Genomic DNA, 23,504 nt, shown 5'->3' with positions numbered 1-23,504 from the left:
GGGCGACAACGTGGCCATGACGGTCAAGCTGCTGGCCCCCATCGCCATGGAAGAAGGCCTGCGTTTCGCCATCCGTGAAGGCGGTCGTACCGTCGGCGCCGGCGTCGTCGCCAAGATCCTGAAGTAAGCAATACCCGGATGGGTAGAGTGGACTCTAAAGTCCCTCTATCCATCTTTGCTGTAAAAGTAGTATGATGTATGGTTCCGCAAGTTGTTGCATGTAGGCGGAAGCAGCTGTGTAGTGCAAGTGTAGTGTTTTAGGGGCATAGCTCAATTGGCAGAGCGTCGGTCTCCAAAACCGAAGGTTGTAGGTTCGATTCCTACTGCCCCTGCCACCGCCAGGATAAACCCGCGGGAGATCATCGCGAGTTACGCATTCACGGCGGCTCGCGTCGCAATATGTCTAATACCAGCGTAGAAACCGTAACCAGTACCGCCGACCGGGTGAAGCTCGGGCTGGCGGTTCTTGTCGTTATTGCTGGCATCGTCGGGTTCTCCGTGCTCAGCGCGCAACCGATGCCTGCACGTATCGGCGTATTCGTCGGCGGCCTAGTGGTCGCAGCCGTGATCGCCTGGTTCAGCGAACCCGGCCGCCGCACCCTGAGCTTCGCCAGCGAGTCCTACAACGAAGTCAAGCGTGTCTCGTGGCCCACGCGCAAGGAAACGACCCAGATGACGGGTATCGTTTTCGCGTTTGTGGCGGTCATGGGCCTTTTCATGTGGGTGCTCGACAAGGGCATCGAATGGATTCTTTACGGCCTGTTGCTGGGCTGGAAATAAGGACGGCGAATGAGTAAGCGTTGGTATGTCGTCCATGTGTACTCCGGCATGGAAAAAAGCGTACACAAAGCCCTGAACGAGCGCATCGAGCGCGCGGGCCTGCAAACGTCTTTTGGCCGCATTCTTGTGCCCTCCGAGGAAGTCGTCGAGGTCAAGGGTGGTCAGAAGTCGATCACCGAGCGCCGCATTTTCCCCGGTTATGTCCTGGTTGAAATGGACCTGACCGACGAAACGTGGCACCTGGTCAAGAACACCAACCGCGTCACCGGGTTTTTGGGTGGCTCGGGCAACCGTCCGACCCCGATTTCCGAAAAGGAAGTCGAGAAGATCCTCTCCCAGATGGAAGAGGGCGTCGAGAAACCCCGTCCCAAGATCCTGTTCGAAGTGGGCGAGATGGTTCGGGTCAAGGAAGGTCCGTTTGCAGACTTCAACGGCAACGTCGAAGAAGTCAATTACGAAAAGAGCAAGGTGCGCGTGTCTGTCACCATTTTTGGTCGCGCCACGCCCGTCGAACTCGATTTCAGTCAGGTCGAAAAGACCTAATTTCAACCCCCGGGGAGCTCCCAGGCCTGAACGCCCAGGAGCGATATAACCCGCAAGGAGCAAAGCATGGCGAAGAAGATCGTCGGCTTTATCAAGCTGCAAGTGCCGGCTGGTAAGGCTAACCCCTCCCCCCCGATTGGCCCGGCCCTGGGTCAGCGTGGCCTGAACATCATGGAATTCTGCAAGGCGTTCAACGCCAAGACCCAAGGCATGGAGCCTGGTCTGCCGATTCCGGTGGTGATCACCGCCTTCGCCGACAAGAGCTTCACCTTCATCATGAAGACCCCGCCCGCGACGGTCCTCATCAAGAAGGCCGCCGGCGTGCAAAAGGGTTCGTCCAAGCCGCATACCGACAAGGTCGGCACGCTGACCCGCGCTCAAGCTGAAGAGATCGCCAAGGCCAAGGGCCCCGATCTGACCGCCGCTGATCTGGACGCCGCCGTGCGTACGATCGCTGGCAGCGCCCGCAGCATGGGCATCACGGTTGAGGGGATCTAATCATGGCAAAACTGTCCAAGCGCGCCGCCGCCATTGCGCAGAAGATCGACCGCACCAAGCTGTACCCGGTCGCTGAAGCCCTGACCCTGGTCAAGGAAACCGCCGTCGCCAAGTTCAATGAATCCATTGACGTGGCCGTGCAGCTCGGCATCGACCCGAAGAAGTCGGACCAACTGGTTCGCGGCTCGGTCGTTCTGCCCGCCGGCACCGGCAAGTCGGTCCGCGTGGCCGTGTTCGCCCAAGGCGACAAGGCTGAAGCCGCCAAGGCCGCTGGCGCCGACATCGTCGGTCTGGACGACCTGGCTGACCAGATCAAGGCCGGTCAAATGGACTTCGACGTGGTCATCGCCTCGCCCGACACGATGCGTGTCGTGGGTGCCCTGGGTCAGATCCTGGGCCCCCGTGGCCTGATGCCGAACCCGAAGGTCGGCACCGTGACCCCGGACGTCGCTACCGCTGTCAAGAACGCCAAGGCCGGTCAGGTTCAGTACCGCACCGACAAGGCTGGCATCATCCACGCAACGATCGGCCGCGCGTCGTTCGGCGTGGAACAGCTGCAAACCAACCTGGCCGCTCTGGTCGACGCCCTGCAAAAGGCTCGTCCCGCAGCTGCCAAGGGCATTTACCTGCGCAAGCTGGCCGTTTCGTCCACGATGGGCGGCGGTGCGCGCGTGGAAATTGCCTCGCTGTCGGCCAACTAAGCCGATAGCTGTAAACGTACTTTGGGCTGCATCCGGATTCCTCCGGATGTTGCTGTCAAAGACCGCTGGAGCAGGGTGGTTCAAGCAGTACCGGACCCCTCCGCTTAATACCGAAGCCCGTAAGGTTCGGATCCAGCGTAGACGGCGTCCCCAGGAAGATTTCTTTACACGAAGAACTCGACCAGGCGCCGCATTCGGTTGACGCGCAAGGCTCAGGCCCCAGGCGTCTTTTGATGGAGTGTTCAAACCGTGAGTCTCAATCGTCAAGAGAAAGCGGTGGTGATCGAGGAAGTCTCGGCGGAAGTCGCCAAGGCCCAATCGATTGTTATCGCTGAGTACCGTGGTCTGGACGTCGCCTCTGTCACCGTACTGCGCAAAACTGCGCGTGAATCGGGCGTGTATCTGCGTGTTCTGAAGAACTCGCTGGCCCGTCGTGCTGTTGCCGGCACGGCTTTCGAGCCGTTGGCTGAGCAACTGACCGGTCCGCTGATCTATGGCATCAGCGCTGATCCGGTCGCGGCGGCCAAGGTCCTCGCAGGTTTCGCGAAAAGCAACGACAAGCTGGTCATCAAGGCGGGCTCGCTGCCCAACAGCCTGTTGAACCAAGAAGGCGTGAAGGCCCTGGCCACCATGCCCTCGCGCGAAGAGTTGCTGTCGAAGCTGCTGGGCACCATGCAAGCCCCCATCGCGCAATTCGTGCGTACGCTCAACGAAGTTCCGACCAAGTTCGCCCGTGGCCTCGCCGCCGTGCGCGACCAGAAGGCAGCGGCTTAATCGCCCTGCTGTCCGGAATTCGCTGAACGACCGAGCGACACCCAAACCCTGGCATTACCAAAATATTTGGAGTTCTGAAAAATGGCACTTAACAAAGCTGAAATCCTTGACGCCATCGCTGGCATGACCGTGCTCGAGCTGTCCGAGCTGATCAAGGAAATGGAAGAGAAGTTCGGCGTGTCGGCTGCTGCCGCCGCTGTCGCTGTCGCTGCTCCCGCTGCTGGTGGCGCTGCCGCCGCCGCTGAAGAGCAAACCGAGTTCACCGTCGTCCTGACCGACGCCGGCGCCAACAAGGTTAGCGTCATCAAGGCCGTGCGCGAGCTGACCGGTCTGGGTCTGAAGGAAGCCAAGGACCTGGTCGACGGCGCTCCGAAGCCCGTCAAGGAAGCTGTGGCCAAGGCTGACGCCGAAGCCGCCAAGAAGAAGCTGGAAGAAGCTGGCGCCAAGGTCGAAGTCAAGTAAGACCTGCGTCAATTTGCCCGGGGACAGCGCAGTTTGCAGTCCCCGGGCTTTTGCGTTTCCAGGAAACCCCTACTGGGGGTATGCCCTTTACAGGGGGGTTTCCTGGAGTCGTATCACCTGGGGCCGTGGTTGACGGCCCATGCAACCTCGAGTCGGAGTGCTCATGCCTTACTCGTACACCGAAAAAAAGCGCATCCGCAAAAGCTTCGCCAAGCGTGAAGACGTTCAAAACGTTCCTTTCCTGTTGGCGACACAGCTTCAATCCTACCTAACTTTCCTGCAGGCGGATACCGCCCCGTCCGATCGCGTAGCCGACGGTTTGCAGGCGGCGTTCTCGTCGATTTTCCCGATCGTTAGTCACAACGGTATGGCGCGCTTGGAGTTCGTGAGCTATGTGCTCGGCGAACCGGTGTTCGATGTCAAGGAATGTCAGCAACGTGGCCTGACCTATGCCTCGCCCCTGCGAGCCAAGGTCCGCCTGGTGCTGCTTGACCGCGAAGTCAGCAAGCCCACCGTGAAGGAAGTGAAGGAACAGGAAGTCTACATGGGCGAAATTCCGCTCATGACGGGCACGGGTTCCTTCGTCATCAACGGCACCGAGCGTGTCATCGTTTCGCAGCTGCACCGCTCGCCTGGCGTGTTCTTCGAGCACGACCGCGGCAAGACCCACAGCTCCGGCAAGCTCCTGTTCTCGGCCCGCGTGATTCCTTACCGCGGCTCGTGGCTGGACTTCGAATTCGATCCGAAGGACGTCCTGTTCTTCCGCGTCGACCGTCGCCGCAAGATGCCCGTCACGATCCTGTGCAAGGCCATCGGCATGACGCCGGAATCGATCCTGGCCAACTTCTTCGACTTCGACAACTTCGAATTGAAGAGCGAAGGCGCGATGATGGAATTCGTTCCTGAGCGTTGGAAGGGCGAAATGGCCCGTTTCGACATCAGCGACCGTAGCGGCAAGGTCATCGTCGAAAAAGACAAGCGCATCAACGCCAAGCATCTGCGCGACCTGGCTGCCGGCGGCATCCAGCGCATCTCCGTGCCGGAAGACTTCCTGTATGGCCGCGTGCTGGCCAAGAACATCGTCGACCCGGACACCGGTGAAGTCATCGCCAACGCCAACGACGAAATCACGGAAAGCGTGCTGGGCGCCCTGCGCGCCGCCAACGTGCACGACATCCAGGCCCTCTACACGAACGACCTGGACCGCGGCCCGTACATCTCGCAAACGCTGCGCACCGATGAAACCGCCGACCAGATGGCCGCGCGCGTTGCCATCTACCGCATGATGCGTCCTGGCGAACCGCCCACCGAAGAAGCGGTGGAAGCGCTGTTCCAGCGTCTGTTCTACAGCGAAGAAACCTACGATCTGTCGCGCGTCGGCCGCATGAAGGTCAACAGCCGTCTGGGCCGTGGTGAAGACATCACCGGTCCGATGACGCTGACCAACGAAGACATCCTTGAAACCATCAAGGTGCTGGTCGAGTTGCGTAACGGCCGTGGCCAGATCGACGACATCGATCACCTGGGCAACCGTCGCGTGCGTTGCGTCGGCGAACTGGCCGAGAACCAGTTCCGCGCCGGCCTGGTGCGCGTCGAGCGCGCCGTCAAGGAACGTCTGGGCCAGGCCGAGACGGAAAACCTGATGCCGCACGACCTGATCAACTCCAAGCCGATCTCGGCTGCCATCAAGGAGTTCTTCGGTTCGAGCCAGCTGTCGCAGTTCATGGACCAGACCAACCCCCTGTCGGAAATCACGCACAAGCGCCGCGTTTCCGCACTGGGCCCGGGCGGTCTGACCCGCGAGCGCGCCGGCTTCGAAGTCCGCGACGTGCACCCGACCCACTACGGCCGCGTCTGCCCGATCGAAACGCCGGAAGGCCCGAACATCGGCCTGATCAACTCCATGGCGCTGTACGCTCGCCTGAACGAGTACGGCTTCCTGGAAACGCCTTACCGCAAGATCATCGACGGCAAGGTCAGCGAGCAGATCGACTACCTGTCGGCCATCGAAGAAAGCCACTACGTCATTGCGCAGGCCAACGCCGCGCTGGACGAGGAAGGCCGCTTCGTGGACGACCTGGTGGCTTGCCGCGAAGCCGGCGAAACCATGCTGACCGCCCCGGCCAACGTGCACTACATGGACGTTGCCCCGTCGCAGATCGTGTCGGTCGCCGCCTCGCTGATTCCGTTCCTGGAGCACGACGACGCGAACCGCGCGCTGATGGGCGCCAACATGCAACGTCAGGCCGTGCCTTGCCTGCGTCCGGAAAAGCCGGTCGTGGGTACGGGCATCGAGCGCACCGTGGCCGTTGACTCGGGTACGACCGTGCAAGCCCTGCGTGGCGGCCTGGTCGACCACGTCGATGCCGAGCGTGTCGTGATCCGCGTGAACGATGAAGAAAACGTCGCTGGCGAAGTCGGCGTCGACATCTACAACCTGATCAAGTACACCCGTTCCAACCAGAACACGAACATCAACCAGCGTCCCATCGTCAAGCGTGGCGACAAGGTCGCCAAGGGCGACGTGCTGGCTGACGGCGCATCGACCGACCTGGGCGAACTCGCCCTGGGTCAGAACATGCTGATCGCGTTCATGCCCTGGAACGGCTACAACTTCGAAGACTCGATCCTGATCTCCGAAAAGGTTGTTGCCGATGACCGCTACACCTCGGTCCACATCGAGGAACTGACGGTCGTTGCCCGCGACACCAAGCTGGGTCCGGAAGAAATCACGCGCGACATCAGCAACCTGGCCGAGACGCAACTGAACCGTCTGGACGATTCGGGCATCACGTACATCGGCGCCGAAGTCAGCGCCGACGACGTGCTGGTCGGCAAGGTCACGCCCAAGGGCGAAACCCAGCTGACGCCGGAAGAAAAGCTGCTGCGCGCCATCTTCGGTGAAAAGGCGTCCGACGTTAAGGACACCTCGCTGCGCGTGCCCTCGGGCATGACCGGCACCGTGATCGACGTGCAAGTGTTCACGCGCGAAGGCATCGTGCGCGACAAGCGCGCCCAGTCCATCATCGACGATGAACTGCGCCGCTATCGCCAGGACCTGAACGACCAGCTGCGCATCGTTGAAAACGACCAGTTCGACCGTATCGAAAAGATGCTGGTCAACAAGACCGTCAACGGCGGCCCGCGCAAGCTGGCCAAGGGCGCCACGATCACCAAGGCATACCTGGCTGATCTGGACCGCTGGCAGTGGTTCGACATCCGCCTGGCCGACGAGCCGCACGCCGTCGTGCTGGAGCAGGCCAAGGAATCGCTGGAGCAGAAGCGCCACCAGTTCGACCTGGCTTTCGAAGAAAAGCGCAAGAAGCTGACGCAAGGCGACGAGCTGCCCCCGGGCGTGCTGAAGATGATCAAGGTCTATCTGGCCGTGAAGCGTCGTCTGCAGCCTGGCGACAAGATGGCAGGCCGTCACGGCAACAAGGGCGTGGTTTCGCGCATCACCCCGGTGGAAGACATGCCGCACATGGCTGACGGCACGCCGGCCGACATCGTTCTGAACCCGCTGGGCGTGCCCTCGCGGATGAACGTCGGCCAGGTCCTGGAAGTGCACTTGGGCTGGGCTGCCAAGGGCGTGGGCCACCGCATCGCCGACATGCTGCGCGACGAGCGCACTGCGCAGGTCAAGAACGTCCGCGCCTACCTGGACAAGGTCTACAACACGACCGGCACCGGCGCGCGCATCGACGAGCTGACCGACGAAGAAGTCATGGAAATGGCGCAGAACCTCAAGAACGGCGTGCCGTTCGCGACGCCCGTCTTCGACGGCGCGACCGAAGAGGAAATCACCACGATGCTGGAACTGGCCTATCCGGACGAAGTCGCCAAGCGCATGGCGCTGACGCCTTCGCGCACGCAGGCGTGGCTGTACGACGGCCGCACCGGCGAGCAGTTCGAGCGTCCGGTCACGGTCGGCTACATGCACTACCTGAAGCTGCACCACCTGGTCGACGACAAGATGCACGCGCGTTCGACTGGCCCGTACTCGCTGGTTACCCAGCAGCCTCTGGGCGGCAAGGCGCAGTTCGGCGGTCAGCGTTTCGGGGAAATGGAAGTGTGGGCGCTGGAAGCATACGGCGCCGCCTACACCCTGCAGGAAATGCTGACGGTGAAGTCCGACGACATCACCGGCCGTACCAAGGTATACGAAAACATCGTCAAGGGCGATCACGTCATCGACGCCGGCATGCCGGAATCGTTCAACGTGCTGGTCAAGGAAATCCGCTCGTTGGCCCTGGACATGGATTTGGAGCGTAACTAATGAAAGCGCTACTCGACCTCTTTAAGCAAGTCTCGCAAGACGAGCAGTTCGATGCCATCAAGATCGGCATCGCCTCGCCCGAGAAGATCCGTTCGTGGTCCTACGGCGAAGTTCGCAAGCCCGAGACCATCAACTACCGTACGTTCAAGCCCGAGCGCGACGGCCTGTTCTGCTCCAAGATCTTTGGCCCGATCAAAGACTACGAGTGCTTGTGCGGCAAGTACAAGCGCCTGAAGCATCGCGGCGTGATCTGCGAAAAGTGCGGCGTGGAAGTCACCGTCGCCAAGGTTCGCCGTGAACGCATGGGCCACATCGAGCTGGCCAGCCCCGTCGCGCACATCTGGTTCCTGAAGAGCCTGCCGTCGCGTCTGGGCATGGTGCTCGACATGACCCTGCGCGACATCGAACGCGTTCTGTACTTCGAAGCCTGGTGCGTGATCGAACCCGGCATGACGCCGCTCAAGCGCGGTCAGATCATGTCGGATGACGATTTCCTCGCCAAGACCGAAGAGTACGGCGACGACTTCCGTGCCCTGATGGGCGCGGAAGCCGTGCGCGAACTGCTGCGCACCATCGACATCGACCGCGAAGTGGAAACGCTGCGCGGCGAACTGAAGGCCACCAGCTCGGAAGCCAAGATCAAGAAGATCTCCAAGCGCCTGAAGGTGCTGGAAGGCTTCCAGAAGTCCGGCATCAAGGCCGAGTGGATGGTCATGGAAGTGCTGCCCGTGCTGCCGCCGGACCTGCGTCCGCTGGTGCCGCTGGACGGCGGCCGCTTCGCGACCTCCGACCTGAACGACCTGTACCGCCGCGTCATCAACCGCAACAACCGCTTGAAGCGCCTGCTGGAGCTGAAGGCTCCGGAAATCATCCTGCGCAACGAAAAGCGGATGCTGCAGGAAGCCGTCGACTCGCTGCTGGACAACGGTCGCCGCGGCAAGGCCATGACCGGCGCCAACAAGCGCCAGCTCAAGTCCCTGGCCGACATGATCAAGGGCAAGAGCGGTCGTTTCCGTCAGAACCTGCTGGGCAAGCGCGTCGACTACTCGGGCCGTTCGGTCATCGTGGTGGGTCCGCAGCTCAAGCTGCATCAGTGCGGCCTGCCCAAGCTGATGGCCCTGGAACTGTTCAAGCCGTTCATCTTCAATCGTCTGGAGATGATGGGCCTGGCCACGACCATCAAGGCTGCCAAGAAGCTGGTGGAAAGCCAGGAACCGGTGGTCTGGGACATCCTGGAAGAAGTCATCCGCGAACACCCGGTCATGCTGAACCGTGCGCCCACGCTGCACCGTTTGGGCATCCAGGCGTTCGAGCCGGTCCTGATCGAAGGCAAGGCGATCCAGCTGCACCCGCTGGTTTGCGCGGCGTTCAACGCCGACTTCGACGGCGACCAGATGGCCGTTCACGTGCCGCTGTCGCTGGAAGCCCAGCTGGAAGCGCGCACGCTGATGCTGGCCTCCAACAACGTGCTGTTCCCGGCCAACGGCGAACCGTCGATCGTGCCGTCCCAGGACATCGTGCTGGGTCTGTACTACACGACGCGCGAGCGCATCAACGGCCGCGGCGAAGGCATCTTCTTCACCGACGTCGCTGAAGTGCAGCGCGCCTACGACAACGGCGAAGTCGAACTGCAGTCGCGCATCACCGTGCGTCTGAAGGAACACGAGCGCGACGAGAACGGCGAATGGCAGCCGGTGATCCGCCGTCACGAGACGACGGTCGGCCGCGCGCTGCTGTCCGAAATCCTGCCCAAGGGCCTGCCCTTCACGGTGCTGAACAAGGCGCTGAAGAAGAAGGAAATCTCGCGCCTGATCAACCAGTCGTTCCGCCGCTGCGGCCTGCGCGACACCGTGATCTTCGCTGACAAGCTGATGCAGTCGGGCTTCCGCCTGGCCACGCGCGGCGGTATCTCCATCGCCATGGGCGACATGCTGATCCCGACCGCCAAGGAAGGCATCCTGGCCGAAGCCAGCCGCGAAGTGAAGGAAATCGACAAGCAGTACTCGTCGGGTCTGGTCACGTCCCAGGAACGCTACAACAACGTGGTGGACATCTGGGGCAAGGCCGGCGACAAGGTCGGCAAGGCGATGATGGAACAACTGGCCACCGAGCCCGTGATCAACCGTCACGGCGAGGAAGTGCGCCAGGAATCGTTCAACTCCATCTACATGATGGCTGACTCGGGCGCCCGCGGTTCGGCCGCCCAGATCCGCCAGCTGGCCGGTATGCGCGGCCTGATGGCCAAGCCGGACGGCTCGATTATCGAAACGCCGATTACCGCGAACTTCCGTGAAGGCCTGAACGTACTCCAGTACTTCATTTCGACTCACGGCGCGCGTAAGGGTCTGGCCGATACGGCACTGAAGACCGCCAACTCGGGTTACCTGACCCGTCGTCTGGTCGACGTGACGCAAGACTTGGTGATCACCGAGGACGATTGCGGCACCTCGCAGGGCTACAACATGAAGGCCCTGGTCGAAGGCGGTGAAGTCATCGAACCGTTGCGCGATCGCATCCTGGGTCGTGTGGCTGCTGTCGATATCGTCAACCCGGACACGCAGGAAACGGCCATCGTCGCCGGCACCCTGCTGGACGAAGACATGGTCGACACCATCGACCGCATCGGCGTGGACGAAGTCAAGGTCCGCACGCCGCTGACTTGCGAAACGCGCCATGGCCTGTGCGCGCACTGCTACGGCCGTGACCTCGGCCGCGGCTCGCCGGTCAACCAGGGCGAAGCGGTTGGCGTCATCGCCGCCCAGTCCATCGGTGAACCGGGCACGCAGCTGACGATGCGTACGTTCCACATCGGTGGCGCGGCATCGCGTTCGGCCCTGGCCAGCGCGGTGGAAACCAAGTCCAGCGGTACCGTCGGTTTTGCCAGCACGATGCGCTACGTCACGAACGCCAAGGGCGAACGCGTGGCGATCTCGCGCTCCGGCGAACTGGCGATCTTCGACGACAACGGCCGCGAGCGCGAACGCCACAAGATCCCGTACGGCGCGACCGTGCTGGTGGGCGATGGCGAAGCCGTGAAGGCTGGCGCGCGCCTGGCGACCTGGGATCCGCTGACCCGCCCGATCGTGTCGGAATACGGCGGCGCCGTCCGCTTCGAGAACATCGAAGAAGGCGTGACCGTTGCCAAGCAGGTGGACGAAGTCACCGGCCTGTCGACGCTCGTCGTCATCACGCCGAAGACCCGTGGCGGCAAGATCGTCATGCGTCCGCAGATCAAGCTGGTCAACGAGAATGGCGAAGACGTCAAGATCGCCGGCACCGATCACTCGGTGAACATCTCGTTCCCGGTGGGCGCGCTGATCACCGTGCGTGATGGCCAGCAGGTTGCCGTGGGTGAAGTTCTGGCGCGTATTCCGCAAGAATCGCAAAAGACCCGCGACATTACCGGCGGTCTGCCGCGCGTGGCCGAGCTGTTCGAAGCCCGTTCGCCGAAGGATGCCGGCATGCTCGCCGACGTCACCGGCACGGTCTCGTTCGGCAAGGACACCAAGGGCAAGCAGCGTCTGGTCATCACCGACCTGGAAGGCGTGAGCCACGAGTTCCTGATTCCGAAGGAAAAGCAGGTTCTGGTGCACGACGGCCAAGTGGTGAACAAGGGCGAAATGATCGTGGACGGCCCGGCCGATCCCCACGACATCCTGCGCCTGCAAGGCATCGAGAAGCTGGCGACCTACATCGTCGACGAAGTGCAGGACGTGTACCGTCTGCAGGGCGTGAAGATCAACGACAAGCACATTGAAGTGATCGTCCGCCAGATGCTGCGTCGCGTGAACATCGTCGACGCCGGCGATACCGAGTTCATCCCGGGCGAGCAGGTCGAGCGCTCCGAGCTGTTGAACGAGAACGACCGCGTCACGGCTGAAGACCGCCGTCCGGCCAGCTACGACAACGTGCTGCTGGGTATCACCAAGGCCTCGCTGTCGACCGACTCGTTCATCTCGGCCGCTTCGTTCCAGGAAACCACCCGGGTCCTGACCGAAGCCGCCATCATGGGCAAGCGCGACGACCTGCGCGGCTTGAAGGAAAACGTCATCGTCGGCCGCCTGATCCCGGCGGGTACCGGCCTGGCTTACCACCATGCCCGCAAGGACAAGGAAGCGCTGGAGGCTGCGGAACGCGAAGCAGCCCGCCAGCTGGCCAACCCGTTCGAAGACTCGCCGGTCACGGTGGGCTCGGATGCGGAAACGCCGGCTTCCGACCTGGGCGCCGAGGATTCCGCCGAATAAGCGGAAGCACCCGGCAGGGATGCCGCGCGCAGTCCGGCGCGGCATGCCCGGAATCAAAAAGGCCGCTGATGCGAATCAGCGGCCTTTTTTTGTCTGGCGCAGGGGAGCTTACTTTGCGACCTGCGCCTGCGCGTGCCGGAACACGGGCCCCCAGACGGGATGGCCGGCTTCGTTGGGCGCCAGTTCGAAAGCGGGGTCCAGCGCCAGAATGCGGGCGAAGCTGTCTTCGCACAGCCGCGGATACTTGCTTACGCAGTAGCTGAACGCCTGCAGCTTGTAGGCCTCGATGCGTACGGCCTTGGTGGAGGTGGCCAGGGCGTCGGAGGTGGCGACGCCGCGGATGACTTCTCCGTAGCGGCCGGCGCTGTATTTGTCGCGTACCTGCTGCAGCTGGTCCAGGGCTTCCGCGGTGGGAGGCGCTTCCGGCTTTTGGGATGAGACGCCGGCGCAGCCCGCCAGCAGGGCCGATAAGCCGAGCAGACTACTCAGAACGCGAATTTTCATGGCTTCCAAAGGTGTAGAGGGGTTTAGCGGTACGCTATCGTGCCACAGCCTGATGCGCTCGGACATTTTCGGCAATGTCCTTGCGGTGCGGATTGGATAATATTCGCCTTATTCCATAGTTAATTCAGCTGTCGCGCGACAGCGCAGTCCCGATCATGTCTTCTTCCGCCGGCCTCCTGACGCCGCGTGGCCCCTTTTCCGGCGCCGCGCCGCTTGCACTGCGTCCGCTGAGCGCCATCGCCGCCAGCACGGCGGGGGGGGTGCCGGAAACCCGCATCAAGCGGCTTTTGTCCGATCTGCTGCCGTCCTTGATGGCGCTGCATGCCCAAGGTGAAATCTGCGGCGATATTTCGCTGGATACGGTGGGTATGGACGAAAACGCCCGTGCCCATCTGGTGCCTGAACTGGTCGTGGCGCGTTCGCGCCGCGCTACCCGCACGCCGACCCCGGGTTTTGCGCCGTTCGAACTCTACACGGATTCGATGGAATGGCCGCGCGGCCCCTGGAGCGACATCTACGCCCTGTGCGCGGTGATGCATACGCTGGTCATCGGCAGCAAGCCCGCTCCGGCGCCTGAACGCCGGGCGGAAGATACCTACGAGCCGCTTGCGTCCCTGGGTTTGCCGAAGTACAGCCAGGACTTCCTGGCAGTGATCGACGCCGGCCTGGCCATGGCGCCCGCCGACCGCCCGCAGACGCTGGCCGACCTGGCAGGCATGCTGGGCATCGCCGCGCCGGTCGAAACGGCGCCGGACCCGGTGATTCCGGCGCCGGCTTCGCGCGCGGCGCCCGCCGCTGCCGCCGCAGCGCATCAACCTGCGCGCGGACGCCATCCCCTGCTGGTTCTGCTGCTCATCGTGGCGTTGATCGGCGCGGGCGTTTACGCCTGGTTCGAGTCGGGAATGGGCGCGCCGAATGCGCTGATTACCCGGTCCGAAGTGGTCCAGCCGAACCCGCCGGCGGTGCATCCCCTGCCGCCGCCATCGCCACCGGCGCCGGGCGCCGCGTCTGCGGTGCCGCCATCGCTGCCGGAGGTTCGAACCCCGCAGGAAACCGCGCCTCAACCCCCAATCGCGGGAAGCGCGCCCGCTCAGAGCGACACTCCGGCTCAGCCGGCGGTGCCCGCCGAGGCGTCTGGGACTACGTCAACTCCGCCCGCGGCCGCGCCGGCCGAGACTCCCGCCGTGGCCGAAGAGGCTCCCAAGCCCAAGCCGGTTCCCGTGCTGGTGCGGTTGGACATCCGCCCTTGGGGCGAGGTCTGGATCAATGGCGTGGCGCGGGGCATCAGTCCGCCCGTCAAGGAACTGCGGCTGATACCCGGCAAGTACCAGGTGGTGCTGCGCAACGCCGATCTGCCCCCGTACCGCATGACGCTGGAGGTCAAGGCGGGCAAGCCCGCCGTGATCTCGCACGTCTTCCAATAAGGATCGCCGCGGCTATGCCGCGGGCATCTCCTCCGGCGCCATCGGCAGGCGCAGCGTGAAGACCGAACCCACGCCCAGCTCGCTGCTGACCTCGACCGATCCGCCGTGGCGTTCGGCCACCGTGCGCACGAATGCCAGGCCCAGGCCCGCGCCACCGACATCGCCGCGGGTTTCCACACCCACGCGCGAGAACGGCTCGAACAAGCGGGCCAGATCCTGCGCTGCGATACCCTGGCCCTGATCGCGGATATTGACGCGCCAGAAGCCGGGTTCCTCGTCGACGCCGCATTCGATCCGCGTGTCCGCCGGGCTGTACTTGATGGCGTTGTCGATCAGATTGCACAGCGTGCGCATGAGCAGGGTCTGATCGCCGCGGACGTAGGCGGCAGGCAGCGGCAGCGCGAGGGTGAGTTCAATGCCGCGCTTCTGCGCCGAGGCCCAGAACTCGTCCACGGCGTCCTGGAGCAGGCTGCCTAGATCCAGCTCTACTGCGCTGATCGTCATCGACTCGGCACGGGTCAGATGCACGAAGTCGTCGACCAGGCGCAGCGTACGGTTGGCCAGCGCGGCGATGCGGCCCAGGGTTTCACCCTGGTCTTCGGCCGAGCCGCTTTCCTGCTTCATTTCGACCAGCGCGAGGATCGAGCTTTGAGGCGCGCGCATGTCGTGCGAGATGAAGCGCAGGGTTTCCTCGCGCTGGCGTTCGGCCTGGCGGATGCGCGAGATGTCCGTCAGCGTGGTGACGGTGCCGGCGAAGTTGCCTTCGGCGGTATGGATGGGCGCGCATTTCAGGATCAGGTCGCGCCCCGCGTGGTCGCGTATTTCCAGGTCGGCGCTCCAGGGCGATGACGCGGCGACCGGGCCTTGGCCGCTAAGCGCTTCGGCGACGCGTTGGCGCGTGGCAGGATCGGAGATGGTCTTCTCGAGCAGGTGCGCGGCCGGGCGGCCGACGCGGGGAGGGCGCATGCCCAGCCGCTGGAAATACATGACCGCCGCCTGGTTGCGGAATTGCATGCGGCCGTCCTGATCGAAAACCAGCGTGGCGTCCGGCATGCCGTCCAGGCCGTCGGCCAGGAAGCGGCGCAGGTTGCGCACGCGGGCCAGCGCCCGGCGCAGCTCCCCGACGCGGCTCTCCAGCGACACGCTGGGTCCCGCGCCCTGGGCGCCGGCTTCGTTCAGCACCGGCGGGTACTCCCGCTGCAGGCGACGCAGCTCGTTGTCCATGTAGCGCAGCGCGGCCTCCTGGCTGCGCCAGCTCCAGAGCGGATAGCACAGCGTCACGCCCAACAGGGCCGCGGCCGGCGCGAACCACACATAGGCATAGGCCAGCAGCAGCAGTGCCGTCAGCAGGATGAGGGCGAACAGCGCCAGGCTGACCAGCAGGGCCCGCTTGGGCGACAGTCGCCACAGGGCCAGGCAGGCCAGCAGCACGGGCAGCGCCGCAAACAGCGCGTTGCACCAGGCGGGCGGCAGCCTATAGGCGATGTCGTCGCGCGCGGCGTGCAGCAGGTTGGCGATGATCTCCACCCCCGACATGCCGCTGACGTCATGCGATACCGGTGTCGGGTAAGCGTCGCCCAGGCCGGTGGCCCAGGCGCCGACCAGCACGTACTTGCCGCGCAGATCCTCCGGCGACAGATCGCCGCGCAACACGGACAGGTAGGACACGGTGCGCGTATGCGCGGTGGGGCCGGCGTAGGGGATCAGGATGCTGCCGTCAGGCGCGGCGCGTTTCAACAGTTTTTGCGCGGATTCCGGTTCGCCGCCGACGTCCAGCATGGCCAAGGCCAGATGGTTCCAGCGGCGGTCTCCAAGCTGCGCGGTCAGGGTGGCTTCGCGCACCACGCCATCCGGGTCGATGCGCGCGTTGATGAAGCCTTTCGCGGCCGCGGCCTGCGCCACGCCGGGGATGGGTTCGTTGACGGCGGAAGGGCGGTCGAGCCGGTCCAATACGACCGGCAGGACGGCGCGTCCGTGGCGCCGGATGCTGTCGGCCAGAATGCGGTCGTCGTTCGGATTGGCCATGTCCGGTTCGGCGAAGATCAGATCCAGCGCCACGGCTCGAGCGCCCTGCAGCCGGTCCAGCAGCGCCGCGTGGACCGCGCGCCGCCAGGGCCAATGGCCCAGCGCCTTGACGCTGTCATCGTCTATCGCGACGATCAGGATATCGGGATCGGCGGCACGCCCCGTTACCGACAAGGCGCGGTCATAAAGAATCTGGTCGAAACGGCCCAGGCCGTTGAAGGCGCCCAGGATGGCGGCAAGCGCCGCCAAAGCCACAGTCAGCCACAGCCCTGAGCGCGAGGTCCGGTCCTGCGGATCGGCGTCGGCCATGGGGCGGGCTCTAGTAATCGGTCAGCGTGATCAGGCCGCCCGTGCCGCTGGCGACGCCCGAGCCGTCGGAGGTCAGGAGCATGTTCGCGCCCTCGAAGGTTGCGATCGCGTCGCGCCCGTTCAGGCCCAGGTCATCCACCGCGCGCACGGACACGTAGTAGGTGCCGGGACCGGGCGCCGTAAAGCGGATGTCGTTGGTGGGGAAGCTCGTCGACGATACCGGCAACGCGCCTTCGGCATCGCGCGAGACGCGCACCAGATAGCTCTGTGCGCCGGACACGGGCGAGACGTCAGCGGTCCAGGCGCCGCCGCCCGCACGCGTGGGCGTGCCCAGTTGCGGCGCATCCAGCAGCGCGCGCATGCCCGAGACGACGCCGTCCGCGCCGACCGCCGCACCGTAGCCCGTGGCCACCGCCACGGGTTTGGCCGGGGCCGATCCGGGGGCGTGGGGCTGCAGCCGCACGCTGCCTTCCAGCACTTCGCTGTGCACGCCTTGCGCGCCGCTTTGTACGCGGAAGCGCGTGCCGCGCACGCCGGTGACTGCGACCGGCGTGCGGACTTCGAAGCGGCCCACGCCCTGTCCGGACGGTGCCACGGTCGATTCCACGCCGCCCTTTTGCACCTGGACGACGGAATCCGTCAGCGCCGTGCCTTCGAACTGGCGCAGGCGCGTCAATTCGACCGAACCGCCAGCCGGCAGCGTCAGCTTGGAACCATCGGCCAGCTCCAGCGTCACGAAGCCGTTGGCGGCGGTGCCGACCGTGCTGCCTTCGGCCACGGTATCGCCGGCCCGCAGGGGCTTGCCATCGACGTTCGCCTGGCCGCTGACGTGCACGACGCGGGCGTCGGCGGGCTGTACGGGAATCATGGACAGCGGAATGCGCAACTCCAGCCCGATGGGCAGCGTTTCGGGCGTGACGACCTTGTTCAGGGTCTGCAACTGGTTCCAGTTGGCCGGCTTGTGCGTATAGCGGGTCGCCAGGTCGATCAGCGTATCGCCTTGCCGTATGCGGTAGATGAAATCATCTCCGAGCGCGCCGGCAGGCTGGCTGCGCGCCGGCGCCATCAGCGTCAGGCAGGACATCAGGGCAAGCAAAGAAAGCGCGCGGCAGCGGCTCATGACTCTCGATTCTCCAGGGATGCGCGCAGGCGCTTACTGCGGATTGACTGCGATGTCTTCCGGCGAGCTGATCAGCTCAAGCCGGTAGCCCAACGCATATGAAGACGTAAGACGCACGCCATGTTCCGGACGCAGCTGGAGCTTTTGCCGGATGTTCGACAAGTGGGTGTCCAGGGTGCGCGAGGTGGCCGGAATTTCCCGGTTCCATACACATTCAGCCAGCACGTCGCGGGACATGAGGCGGCCGACATTGCGGAAAAACAGCAGCGCCAGTTCGAATTCCTTGGGGGCGAGCGGCACAACCGCGGAATCCAGGGTGATGCTGCGGGCGGCGGGTTCGATGCGATAACGCGCTACGTCGAAGGCATCGTTCGCGGGCTCGGCAATCTGGCTGCGGCGCAGCAAGGCCGCCACCCGGGCCAGCAGCTCCAGGGGGCGCAACGGTTTGACGATGTAGTCGTCCGCGCCCGCGCGCAGGCCTTCCACCAGATCGTCTTCGCTGGACCGGTTGGTCAGGAAGATGACCGGGATGCGCGGGCCGATATTGGCACGCAGCCACCGCACCACATCGTCACCGTCGATGTCGGGCAGATGCCAGTCCAGCAGCACCAGGTCGAAATGCTCAGTGCGTAGCGCGGCCAGCAGATCCCGGCTTTGCTGATAACTGGTGCAGTCGTATCCGGCAGTGGTCAGAACTTGCTGGATGCGTCGTGCTTGATCCAGGTCGTCTTCCAGCGACGCGATTTTCATCAGACGTGTTCTCGCGAAGGTTTGCTACGCAAGCGCGCGCTATGGCGCCCTACTGCAAGATGAGAAAGGAATATATAGGTGTAAACGAATGATAACTCGGGAGGGGCCCCGGCTGGCTACGTTATGGCAAGAACTGTCAAACATTGCAAAGTTGACGAATCTTGACTGGAGTTGTTGCGTAACAACGCGCCACACTGTCTCAATCGTTCTCCCCTCCGCAGTACGGCGGGGGCGGAGCCGGTCGAGGTTGTTGGTCGGATGGAACAGATATGAATCAATTGCGCATACTTATGATGTCACCGGACGAGGCCGCTCGCGGCATTGCCGTGTCCGCATTGCTGCAAGCTGGTATTTCTGCACGCGGTTGCTCGACGTCTCTCGAATTGTTTGGATTGCTCAACGGCGGCGGCTATGACGTCGTGGTCCTGGATGTCGGGACCTTGGGTGAAATCGGCTACGCCCTGGTGGCGCGCCTGCACGGCTCGTCGTCGATGGGCATCGTGGTCACGGGGCGCGGCATGTCGGTGGATAGCCGCCTGCGCTGCCTGCAAAGCGGCGCAGACGCCTGTCTGCCAGATCCGCAGGATCCGCGCGAGCTGGCCTGCATCCTGCTGTCCCTGGCGCGCCGCCTGCCCGCGGGGCAGGACGCGGCGTCCGTGGCCGAGGCCGCCCAGAACGGGCAGTGGGAACTGCGAGACCAGGGCTGGACCCTGGCGGCGCCCTCCGGGGCGACCATCTCCCTCTCCGCCAACGAACGCCTGATCGTGCGCTCGCTGCTGGAAGTCGCGGGCAAGGCCGTGGGCCGGACCGAATTGGGCGACGAGCTGCAGGTTGAAGGCGGCGGGGTGCGCGCCAGCGGTTCGCGCAGCATCGACGTGATCGTCAGCCGCTTGCGCCGCAAGGCCGAGCTGGCCGGGGTGATGTTGCCAATCCGCACGGTCTACGGCAGCGGCTACCTGTTCGCCGATCAGTAACGCGGGCGGGTACACTGGTTGGCGTGCCCGGCGCCAGCTGCTGCCGGAAAGTCCGCCTATCGTTTTCCCGCGGTTCATCACGATCAGTGGCCCCGATTTCCGCTTCCGTTTTTCGGCATATGTGGCCCTAATTTCCGCGAGCGCCGCCGAACGGGCGGTCTTCTGCCGGCAACACGCCACATCGCAGGCCTTACAATTTTCTTTGACAGCAAGCCTTTATCTCAGTTATGCTAAAGGGCTTACTGCTTTATTTCGCGCGCAAAAACTGGCCGCGGTAGGGTTCAGAAGTACGGTGTCTGGGAACGGGGTGCGTCACGAGCCTTTCGTCTTCCAGGCCACACGGCTTCGCGGCATCGGGTCCTTCCGGCGTCGTCGCTCCACGGCATCCAGCTTTGTGCGTTTTGTCATAGTTTGTTGGCAAGCCCGCTCTTTTACGTATACGAACGTTTGAGGCGGTTTTGCGCGAACTGCCTTCTCCGAAAGTTCACTGCTTGAGGAGACGAGTACGTAAGTACTTACCCAGTGGTACGTAAAAGGGATTTCAAAGGTCATGCCTACCATTAGCCAACTCGTGCGCAAGCCGCGCGAAGTCAGCATCATCAAAAGCAAGAGCCCCGCGCTCGAAAACTGCCCGCAACGCCGCGGCGTGTGCACTCGCGTGTACACCACCACCCCCAAGAAGCCGAACTCCGCTCTGCGTAAGGTTGCCAAAGTGCGTCTGACCAACGGTTACGAAGTCATTTCGTACATCGGCGGTGAAGGCCACAACCTGCAAGAGCACTCGGTGGTTCTGGTGCGTGGCGGTCGTGTGAAGGACTTGCCCGGTGTGCGTTATCACATCGTGCGCGGTTCCCTCGACCTGCAAGGCGTCAAGGATCGTAAGCAAGCCCGCTCGAAGTACGGCGCCAAGCGCCCGAAGAAGGCTTAATAACGAGTCAGCAGTACCCCCGCGTGGCGGAAGTCCGTCACTAGGGAAGTGCGACCGCGCCATCCAGATGATGGGAATGTGCGCGGCACGTAAGGGGTCGTCTCCATGGACGGCCATGGCCGTGTAATGAAACACGGTTCAACTGAACAGACACAAGGAAGCAACAATGCCCCGTCGTCGCGAAGTACCCAAGCGCGAGATTCTGCCCGATCCCAAGTTCGGCAGCGTCGAACTCGCCAAGTTCATGAACGTCGTCATGCTGGACGGCAAGAAGGCCGTCGCCGAGCGCATCGTTTACGGCGCCCTCGAGCAAGTGCAAACCAAGACCGGCAAGGAGCCGATCGAAGTTTTCAGCCTGGCGATCAACAACATCAAGCCGATCGTCGAAGTGAAGAGCCGCCGCGTTGGCGGTGCCAACTACCAAGTGCCGGTTGAAGTGCGCCCCGTGCGCCGCCTGGCCCTGGCTATGCGTTGGCTCCGTGAAGCCGCCAAGAAGCGTGGCGAGAAGTCGATGGATCTGCGTCTTGCTGGCGAACTGATCGACGCCTCCGAAGGTCGTGGCGCCGCGATGAAGAAGCGCGAAGACACGCACAAGATGGCAGAGGCCAACAAGGCCTTCAGCCATTTCCGCTGGTAATTTAAGGACTAACCCACCATGGCCCGCAAAACCCCGATCGAGCGCTATCGCAACATTGGTATCTCTGCGCACATCGATGCAGGGAAAACCACCACGACCGAACGTATCCTGTTCTACACCGGCGTCAATCACAAGATTGGCGAAGTGCATGATGGCGCAGCCACCATGGACTGGATGGAACAAGAGCAAGAGCGTGGCATCACCATTACGTCGGCTGCTACGACGGCGTTTTGGCGTGGCATGGCCAAGAACTATCCCGAACACCGCATCAACATCATCGACACCCCGGGACACGTGGACTTCACCATTGAGGTGGAACGTTCCATGCGCGTCCTGGACGGTGCTTGCATGGTCTACTGCGCGGTGGGCGGTGTTCAGCCCCAGTCCGAAACCGTGTGGCGCCAAGCCAACAAGTACGGCGTGCCGCGTCTGGCCTTCGTCAACAAGATGGACCGCACCGGCGCCAACTTCTTCAAGGTCTATGACCAGCTGAAGAACCGCCTGCGCGCGAACCCCGTCCCCGTCGTGATCCCCATCGGCGCCGAAGACACGTTCAAGGGCGTGATCGACCTGGTCAAGATGAAGGCGATCATCTGGGACGAAGCCAGCCAAGGCATCAAGTTCGACTACGAAGACATTCCGGCCGAACTGCAAGGCGCGGCTGAAGAATGGCGCGAAAAGCTGGTCGAAGCTGCCGCCGAGTCGTCCGAGGAACTGATGAACAAGTACCTCGAGACCGGCTCGCTGGAAGAAGCCGAGATCAACCTGGCCATCCGTCAGCGCACCATCGCCGGCGAAATCCAGCCGATGCTGTGCGGCACCGCCTTCAAGAACAAGGGCGTGCAGCGCATGCTCGACGCCGTCATCGACTACCTGCCGTCGCCCGTGGATATTCCGCCGGTCGAAGGCACCGATGACAACGGCAACGAAGTCCTGCGTCAAGCTGACGACGGCGAGAAGTTCTCGTCGCTGGCGTTCAAGCTGATGACCGACCCGTTCGTCGGCCAATTGACCTTTGTCCGCGTGTACTCGGGCGTCCTGAAGTCGGGCGACACCGTGTTCAACCCGATCAAGGGCAAGAAGGAGCGTATCGGCCGCATTCTGCAGATGCACGCGAACAACCGCGAGGAAATCAAGGAAGTTCTGGCTGGCGACATCGCCGCCGTCGTGGGCCTGAAGGACGTGACCACCGGCGAAACGCTGTGCGATGTCGATTCGCACGTGACGCTGGAGCGCATGGAGTTCCCCGAGCCCGTGATTTCGCAGGCCGTGGAACCCAAGTCCAAGGCTGACCAGGAAAAGATGGGCCTGGCGCTGTCGCGCCTGGCGCAGGAAGATCCGTCGTTCCGCGTGCGCAGCGACGAAGAATCCGGCCAGACCATCATTTCCGGCATGGGCGAACTGCACCTGGAAATTCTGGTTGATCGCATGAAGCGCGAATTCGGCGTGGAAGCGAACGTCGGCAAGCCGCAGGTGGCTTACCGCGAAACCATCCGCAAGACCTGCGACGAAGTCGAAGGCAAGTTCGTCAAGCAGTCGGGCGGTCGCGGTCAGTACGGTCACGTGGTTCTGAAGGTCGAGCCGTTGGCTCCTGGCGGTGGCTACGAATTCGTGGACGCCATCAAGGGCGGTGTGGTTCCTCGCGAATACATCCCCGCGGTGGACAAGGGCATCCAGGAAACGCTGCCTTCGGGCGTGTTGGCTGGCTACCCGATCGTCGACGTCAAGGTCACGCTGTTCTTCGGTTCGTACCACGACGTGGACTCGAACGAAAACGCGTTCAAGATGGCCGGCTCCATGGCATTCAAGGAAGGTCTGCGCAAGGCCAGCCCCGTGCTGCTGGAACCGATGATGGCCGTTGAAGTCGAAACGCCTGAAGACTACGCTGGCACCGTGATGGGCGATCTGTCCTCGCGTCGCGGCATGGTTCAGGGCATGGACGACATGGTTGGCGGCGGCAAGACCATCAAGGCCGAAGTTCCGCTGGCCGAGATGTTCGGTTACGCCACGAACCTGCGTTCGCTGACGCAAGGTCGTGCCACGTACACGATGGAATTCAAGCATTACTCCGAGGCTCCCAAGAACGTCGCTGACGAAGTCATCGCCGCTCGGGCCAAGTAAATAACCCTCGCCGCGTCCGCCCAAAAGGCGGCGCGGCAAATATCGAAATTTCCTTGAAAGTCAAAGGATAGAGATCATGGCAAAAGGCAAGTTTGAACGCACCAAGCCGCACGTGAACGTCGGCACCATCGGCCACGTTGACCACGGCAAGACCACCCTGACGGCGGCCATCACGACCGTTCTGTCGAACAAGTTCGGCGGCGAAGCCAAGGGCTACGACCAGATCGACGCGACTCCTGAAGAAAAGGCTCGCGGCATCACGATCAACACGGCTCACGTCGAGTACGAAACGGAAGCGCGTCACTATGCGCACGTTGACTGCCCGGGCCACGCTGACTATGTGAAGAACATGATCACGGGCGCCGCCCAGATGGACGGCGCGATCCTGGTCGTGTCGGCCGCTGACGGCCCGATGCCGCAAACCCGCGAACACA

At 63.2% G+C, this 23,504-nt stretch carries 18 protein-coding genes, 1 tRNA gene and 1 pseudogene; 16 read left to right on the top strand and 4 right to left on the bottom strand.

What is annotated here, in order from left to right; translation table 11 throughout:
• The 10 genes and pseudogenes from IB257_RS31300 to rpoC form a co-directional block, all read left to right on the top strand.
• Nucleotides 1–127, top strand: a pseudogene (locus IB257_RS31300) (elongation factor Tu); the annotation flags it as partial.
• A 132-nt stretch (nt 128–259) separates the two neighbouring features.
• Nucleotides 260–335, top strand: a tRNA-Trp gene (locus IB257_RS31295).
• Nucleotides 336–399: 64 nt separating this feature from the next.
• Nucleotides 400–780, top strand: coding sequence for a preprotein translocase subunit SecE (gene secE, locus IB257_RS31290; protein ID WP_192493333.1), 381 nt, complete (start codon nt 400–402; stop codon nt 778–780).
• Nucleotides 781–789: 9 nt separating this feature from the next.
• Nucleotides 790–1,323, top strand: a complete 534-nt coding sequence (gene nusG / locus IB257_RS31285) for a transcription termination/antitermination protein NusG (protein WP_006389586.1) — start codon at nt 790–792, stop codon at nt 1,321–1,323.
• Nucleotides 1,324–1,389: 66 nt separating this feature from the next.
• The gene (rplK, locus tag IB257_RS31280) at nt 1,390–1,821 is read left to right on the top strand and encodes a 50S ribosomal protein L11 (protein ID WP_006389587.1); all 432 of its coding nucleotides are present in this window, start codon (nt 1,390–1,392) and stop codon (nt 1,819–1,821) included.
• A gap of 2 nt (nt 1,822–1,823) precedes the next feature.
• Nucleotides 1,824–2,522, top strand: a complete 699-nt coding sequence (gene rplA, locus IB257_RS31275; RefSeq protein WP_054459364.1) for a 50S ribosomal protein L1 — start codon at nt 1,824–1,826, stop codon at nt 2,520–2,522.
• A 249-nt stretch (nt 2,523–2,771) separates the two neighbouring features.
• Nucleotides 2,772–3,296 carry a 50S ribosomal protein L10 gene (gene rplJ / locus IB257_RS31270; RefSeq protein ID WP_054459366.1) on the top strand — a complete coding sequence of 175 codons (525 nt, stop codon included), beginning with the start codon at nt 2,772–2,774 and terminating at the stop codon, nt 3,294–3,296.
• Between the two features lie 81 nt (nt 3,297–3,377).
• Nucleotides 3,378–3,758 (top strand): 50S ribosomal protein L7/L12, encoded by a 381-nt coding sequence (gene rplL / locus IB257_RS31265; protein ID WP_042795892.1) that lies wholly within the window; start codon nt 3,378–3,380, stop codon nt 3,756–3,758.
• Between the two features lie 163 nt (nt 3,759–3,921).
• The gene (rpoB, locus tag IB257_RS31260) at nt 3,922–8,034 is read left to right on the top strand and encodes a DNA-directed RNA polymerase subunit beta (protein ID WP_054459368.1); all 4,113 of its coding nucleotides are present in this window, start codon (nt 3,922–3,924) and stop codon (nt 8,032–8,034) included.
• Complete coding sequence (gene rpoC / locus IB257_RS31255; RefSeq protein WP_054459370.1) at nt 8,034–12,278, top strand: DNA-directed RNA polymerase subunit beta'; 4,245 nt, start codon at nt 8,034–8,036, stop codon at nt 12,276–12,278. Before rpoB ends, rpoC begins: the two co-directional genes overlap by 1 nt.
• A 108-nt stretch (nt 12,279–12,386) precedes the next feature.
• Here rpoC and IB257_RS31250 read toward each other — a convergent pair whose 3' ends face one another.
• A complete protein-coding gene (locus tag IB257_RS31250; RefSeq protein ID WP_054459372.1) occupies nt 12,387–12,782 on the bottom strand; it encodes a TssQ family T6SS-associated lipoprotein in 396 nt (131 codons plus the stop codon).
• 155 nt (nt 12,783–12,937) lie between these two features.
• On the opposite strand from IB257_RS31250, the gene IB257_RS31245 reads away from it, so the two are divergent.
• Nucleotides 12,938–14,206, top strand: coding sequence for a serine/threonine protein kinase (locus tag IB257_RS31245; RefSeq protein WP_125470761.1), 1,269 nt, complete (start codon nt 12,938–12,940; stop codon nt 14,204–14,206).
• Nucleotides 14,207–14,218: 12 nt separating this feature from the next.
• Here IB257_RS31245 and IB257_RS31240 read toward each other — a convergent pair whose 3' ends face one another.
• The 3 genes from IB257_RS31240 to IB257_RS31230 are packed head-to-tail and all read right to left on the bottom strand — an operon-like array spanning nt 14,219 to nt 18,410.
• Nucleotides 14,219–16,540: a CHASE2 domain-containing protein gene (locus tag IB257_RS31240; protein ID WP_192353582.1), complete on the bottom strand. Its 2,322-nt coding sequence runs from the start codon at nt 16,538–16,540 to the stop codon at nt 14,219–14,221.
• A gap of 10 nt (nt 16,541–16,550) precedes the next feature.
• On the bottom strand, nt 16,551–17,660 hold the full coding sequence (locus tag IB257_RS31235; RefSeq protein ID WP_192493332.1) for a FecR domain-containing protein: 1,110 nt from the start codon (nt 17,658–17,660) through the stop codon (nt 16,551–16,553).
• Between the two features lie 33 nt (nt 17,661–17,693).
• The gene (locus tag IB257_RS31230; RefSeq protein ID WP_054459379.1) at nt 17,694–18,410 is read right to left on the bottom strand and encodes a response regulator transcription factor; all 717 of its coding nucleotides are present in this window, start codon (nt 18,408–18,410) and stop codon (nt 17,694–17,696) included.
• Between the two features lie 293 nt (nt 18,411–18,703).
• Here IB257_RS31230 and IB257_RS31225 point away from each other — a divergent pair, with 293 nt between their 5' ends.
• The 5 genes from IB257_RS31225 to IB257_RS31205 all read left to right on the top strand — a co-directional run.
• Nucleotides 18,704–19,384, top strand: coding sequence for a response regulator transcription factor (locus IB257_RS31225; RefSeq protein WP_370540143.1), 681 nt, complete (start codon nt 18,704–18,706; stop codon nt 19,382–19,384).
• A 550-nt stretch (nt 19,385–19,934) separates the two neighbouring features.
• Nucleotides 19,935–20,312: a 30S ribosomal protein S12 gene (rpsL, locus tag IB257_RS31220; RefSeq protein ID WP_005017264.1), complete on the top strand. Its 378-nt coding sequence runs from the start codon at nt 19,935–19,937 to the stop codon at nt 20,310–20,312.
• 166 nt (nt 20,313–20,478) lie between these two features.
• Nucleotides 20,479–20,949, top strand: a complete 471-nt coding sequence (gene rpsG, locus IB257_RS31215) for a 30S ribosomal protein S7 (RefSeq protein ID WP_006216561.1) — start codon at nt 20,479–20,481, stop codon at nt 20,947–20,949.
• A gap of 18 nt (nt 20,950–20,967) precedes the next feature.
• Nucleotides 20,968–23,070, top strand: coding sequence for an elongation factor G (gene fusA / locus IB257_RS31210; protein ID WP_054459383.1), 2,103 nt, complete (start codon nt 20,968–20,970; stop codon nt 23,068–23,070).
• Between the two features lie 76 nt (nt 23,071–23,146).
• The coding region (locus IB257_RS31205) for a GTP-binding protein (protein ID WP_192493331.1) at nt 23,147–23,504 on the top strand (358 nt) is incomplete at its 3' end.

This window comes from Achromobacter sp. ACM03 (assembly GCF_014851665.1).
In the GTDB taxonomy this organism is placed as follows: Bacteria; Pseudomonadota; Gammaproteobacteria; order Burkholderiales; family Burkholderiaceae_B; genus Achromobacter; species Achromobacter aegrifaciens.
This window is presented reverse-complemented; position numbering and strand designations above follow the sequence as displayed.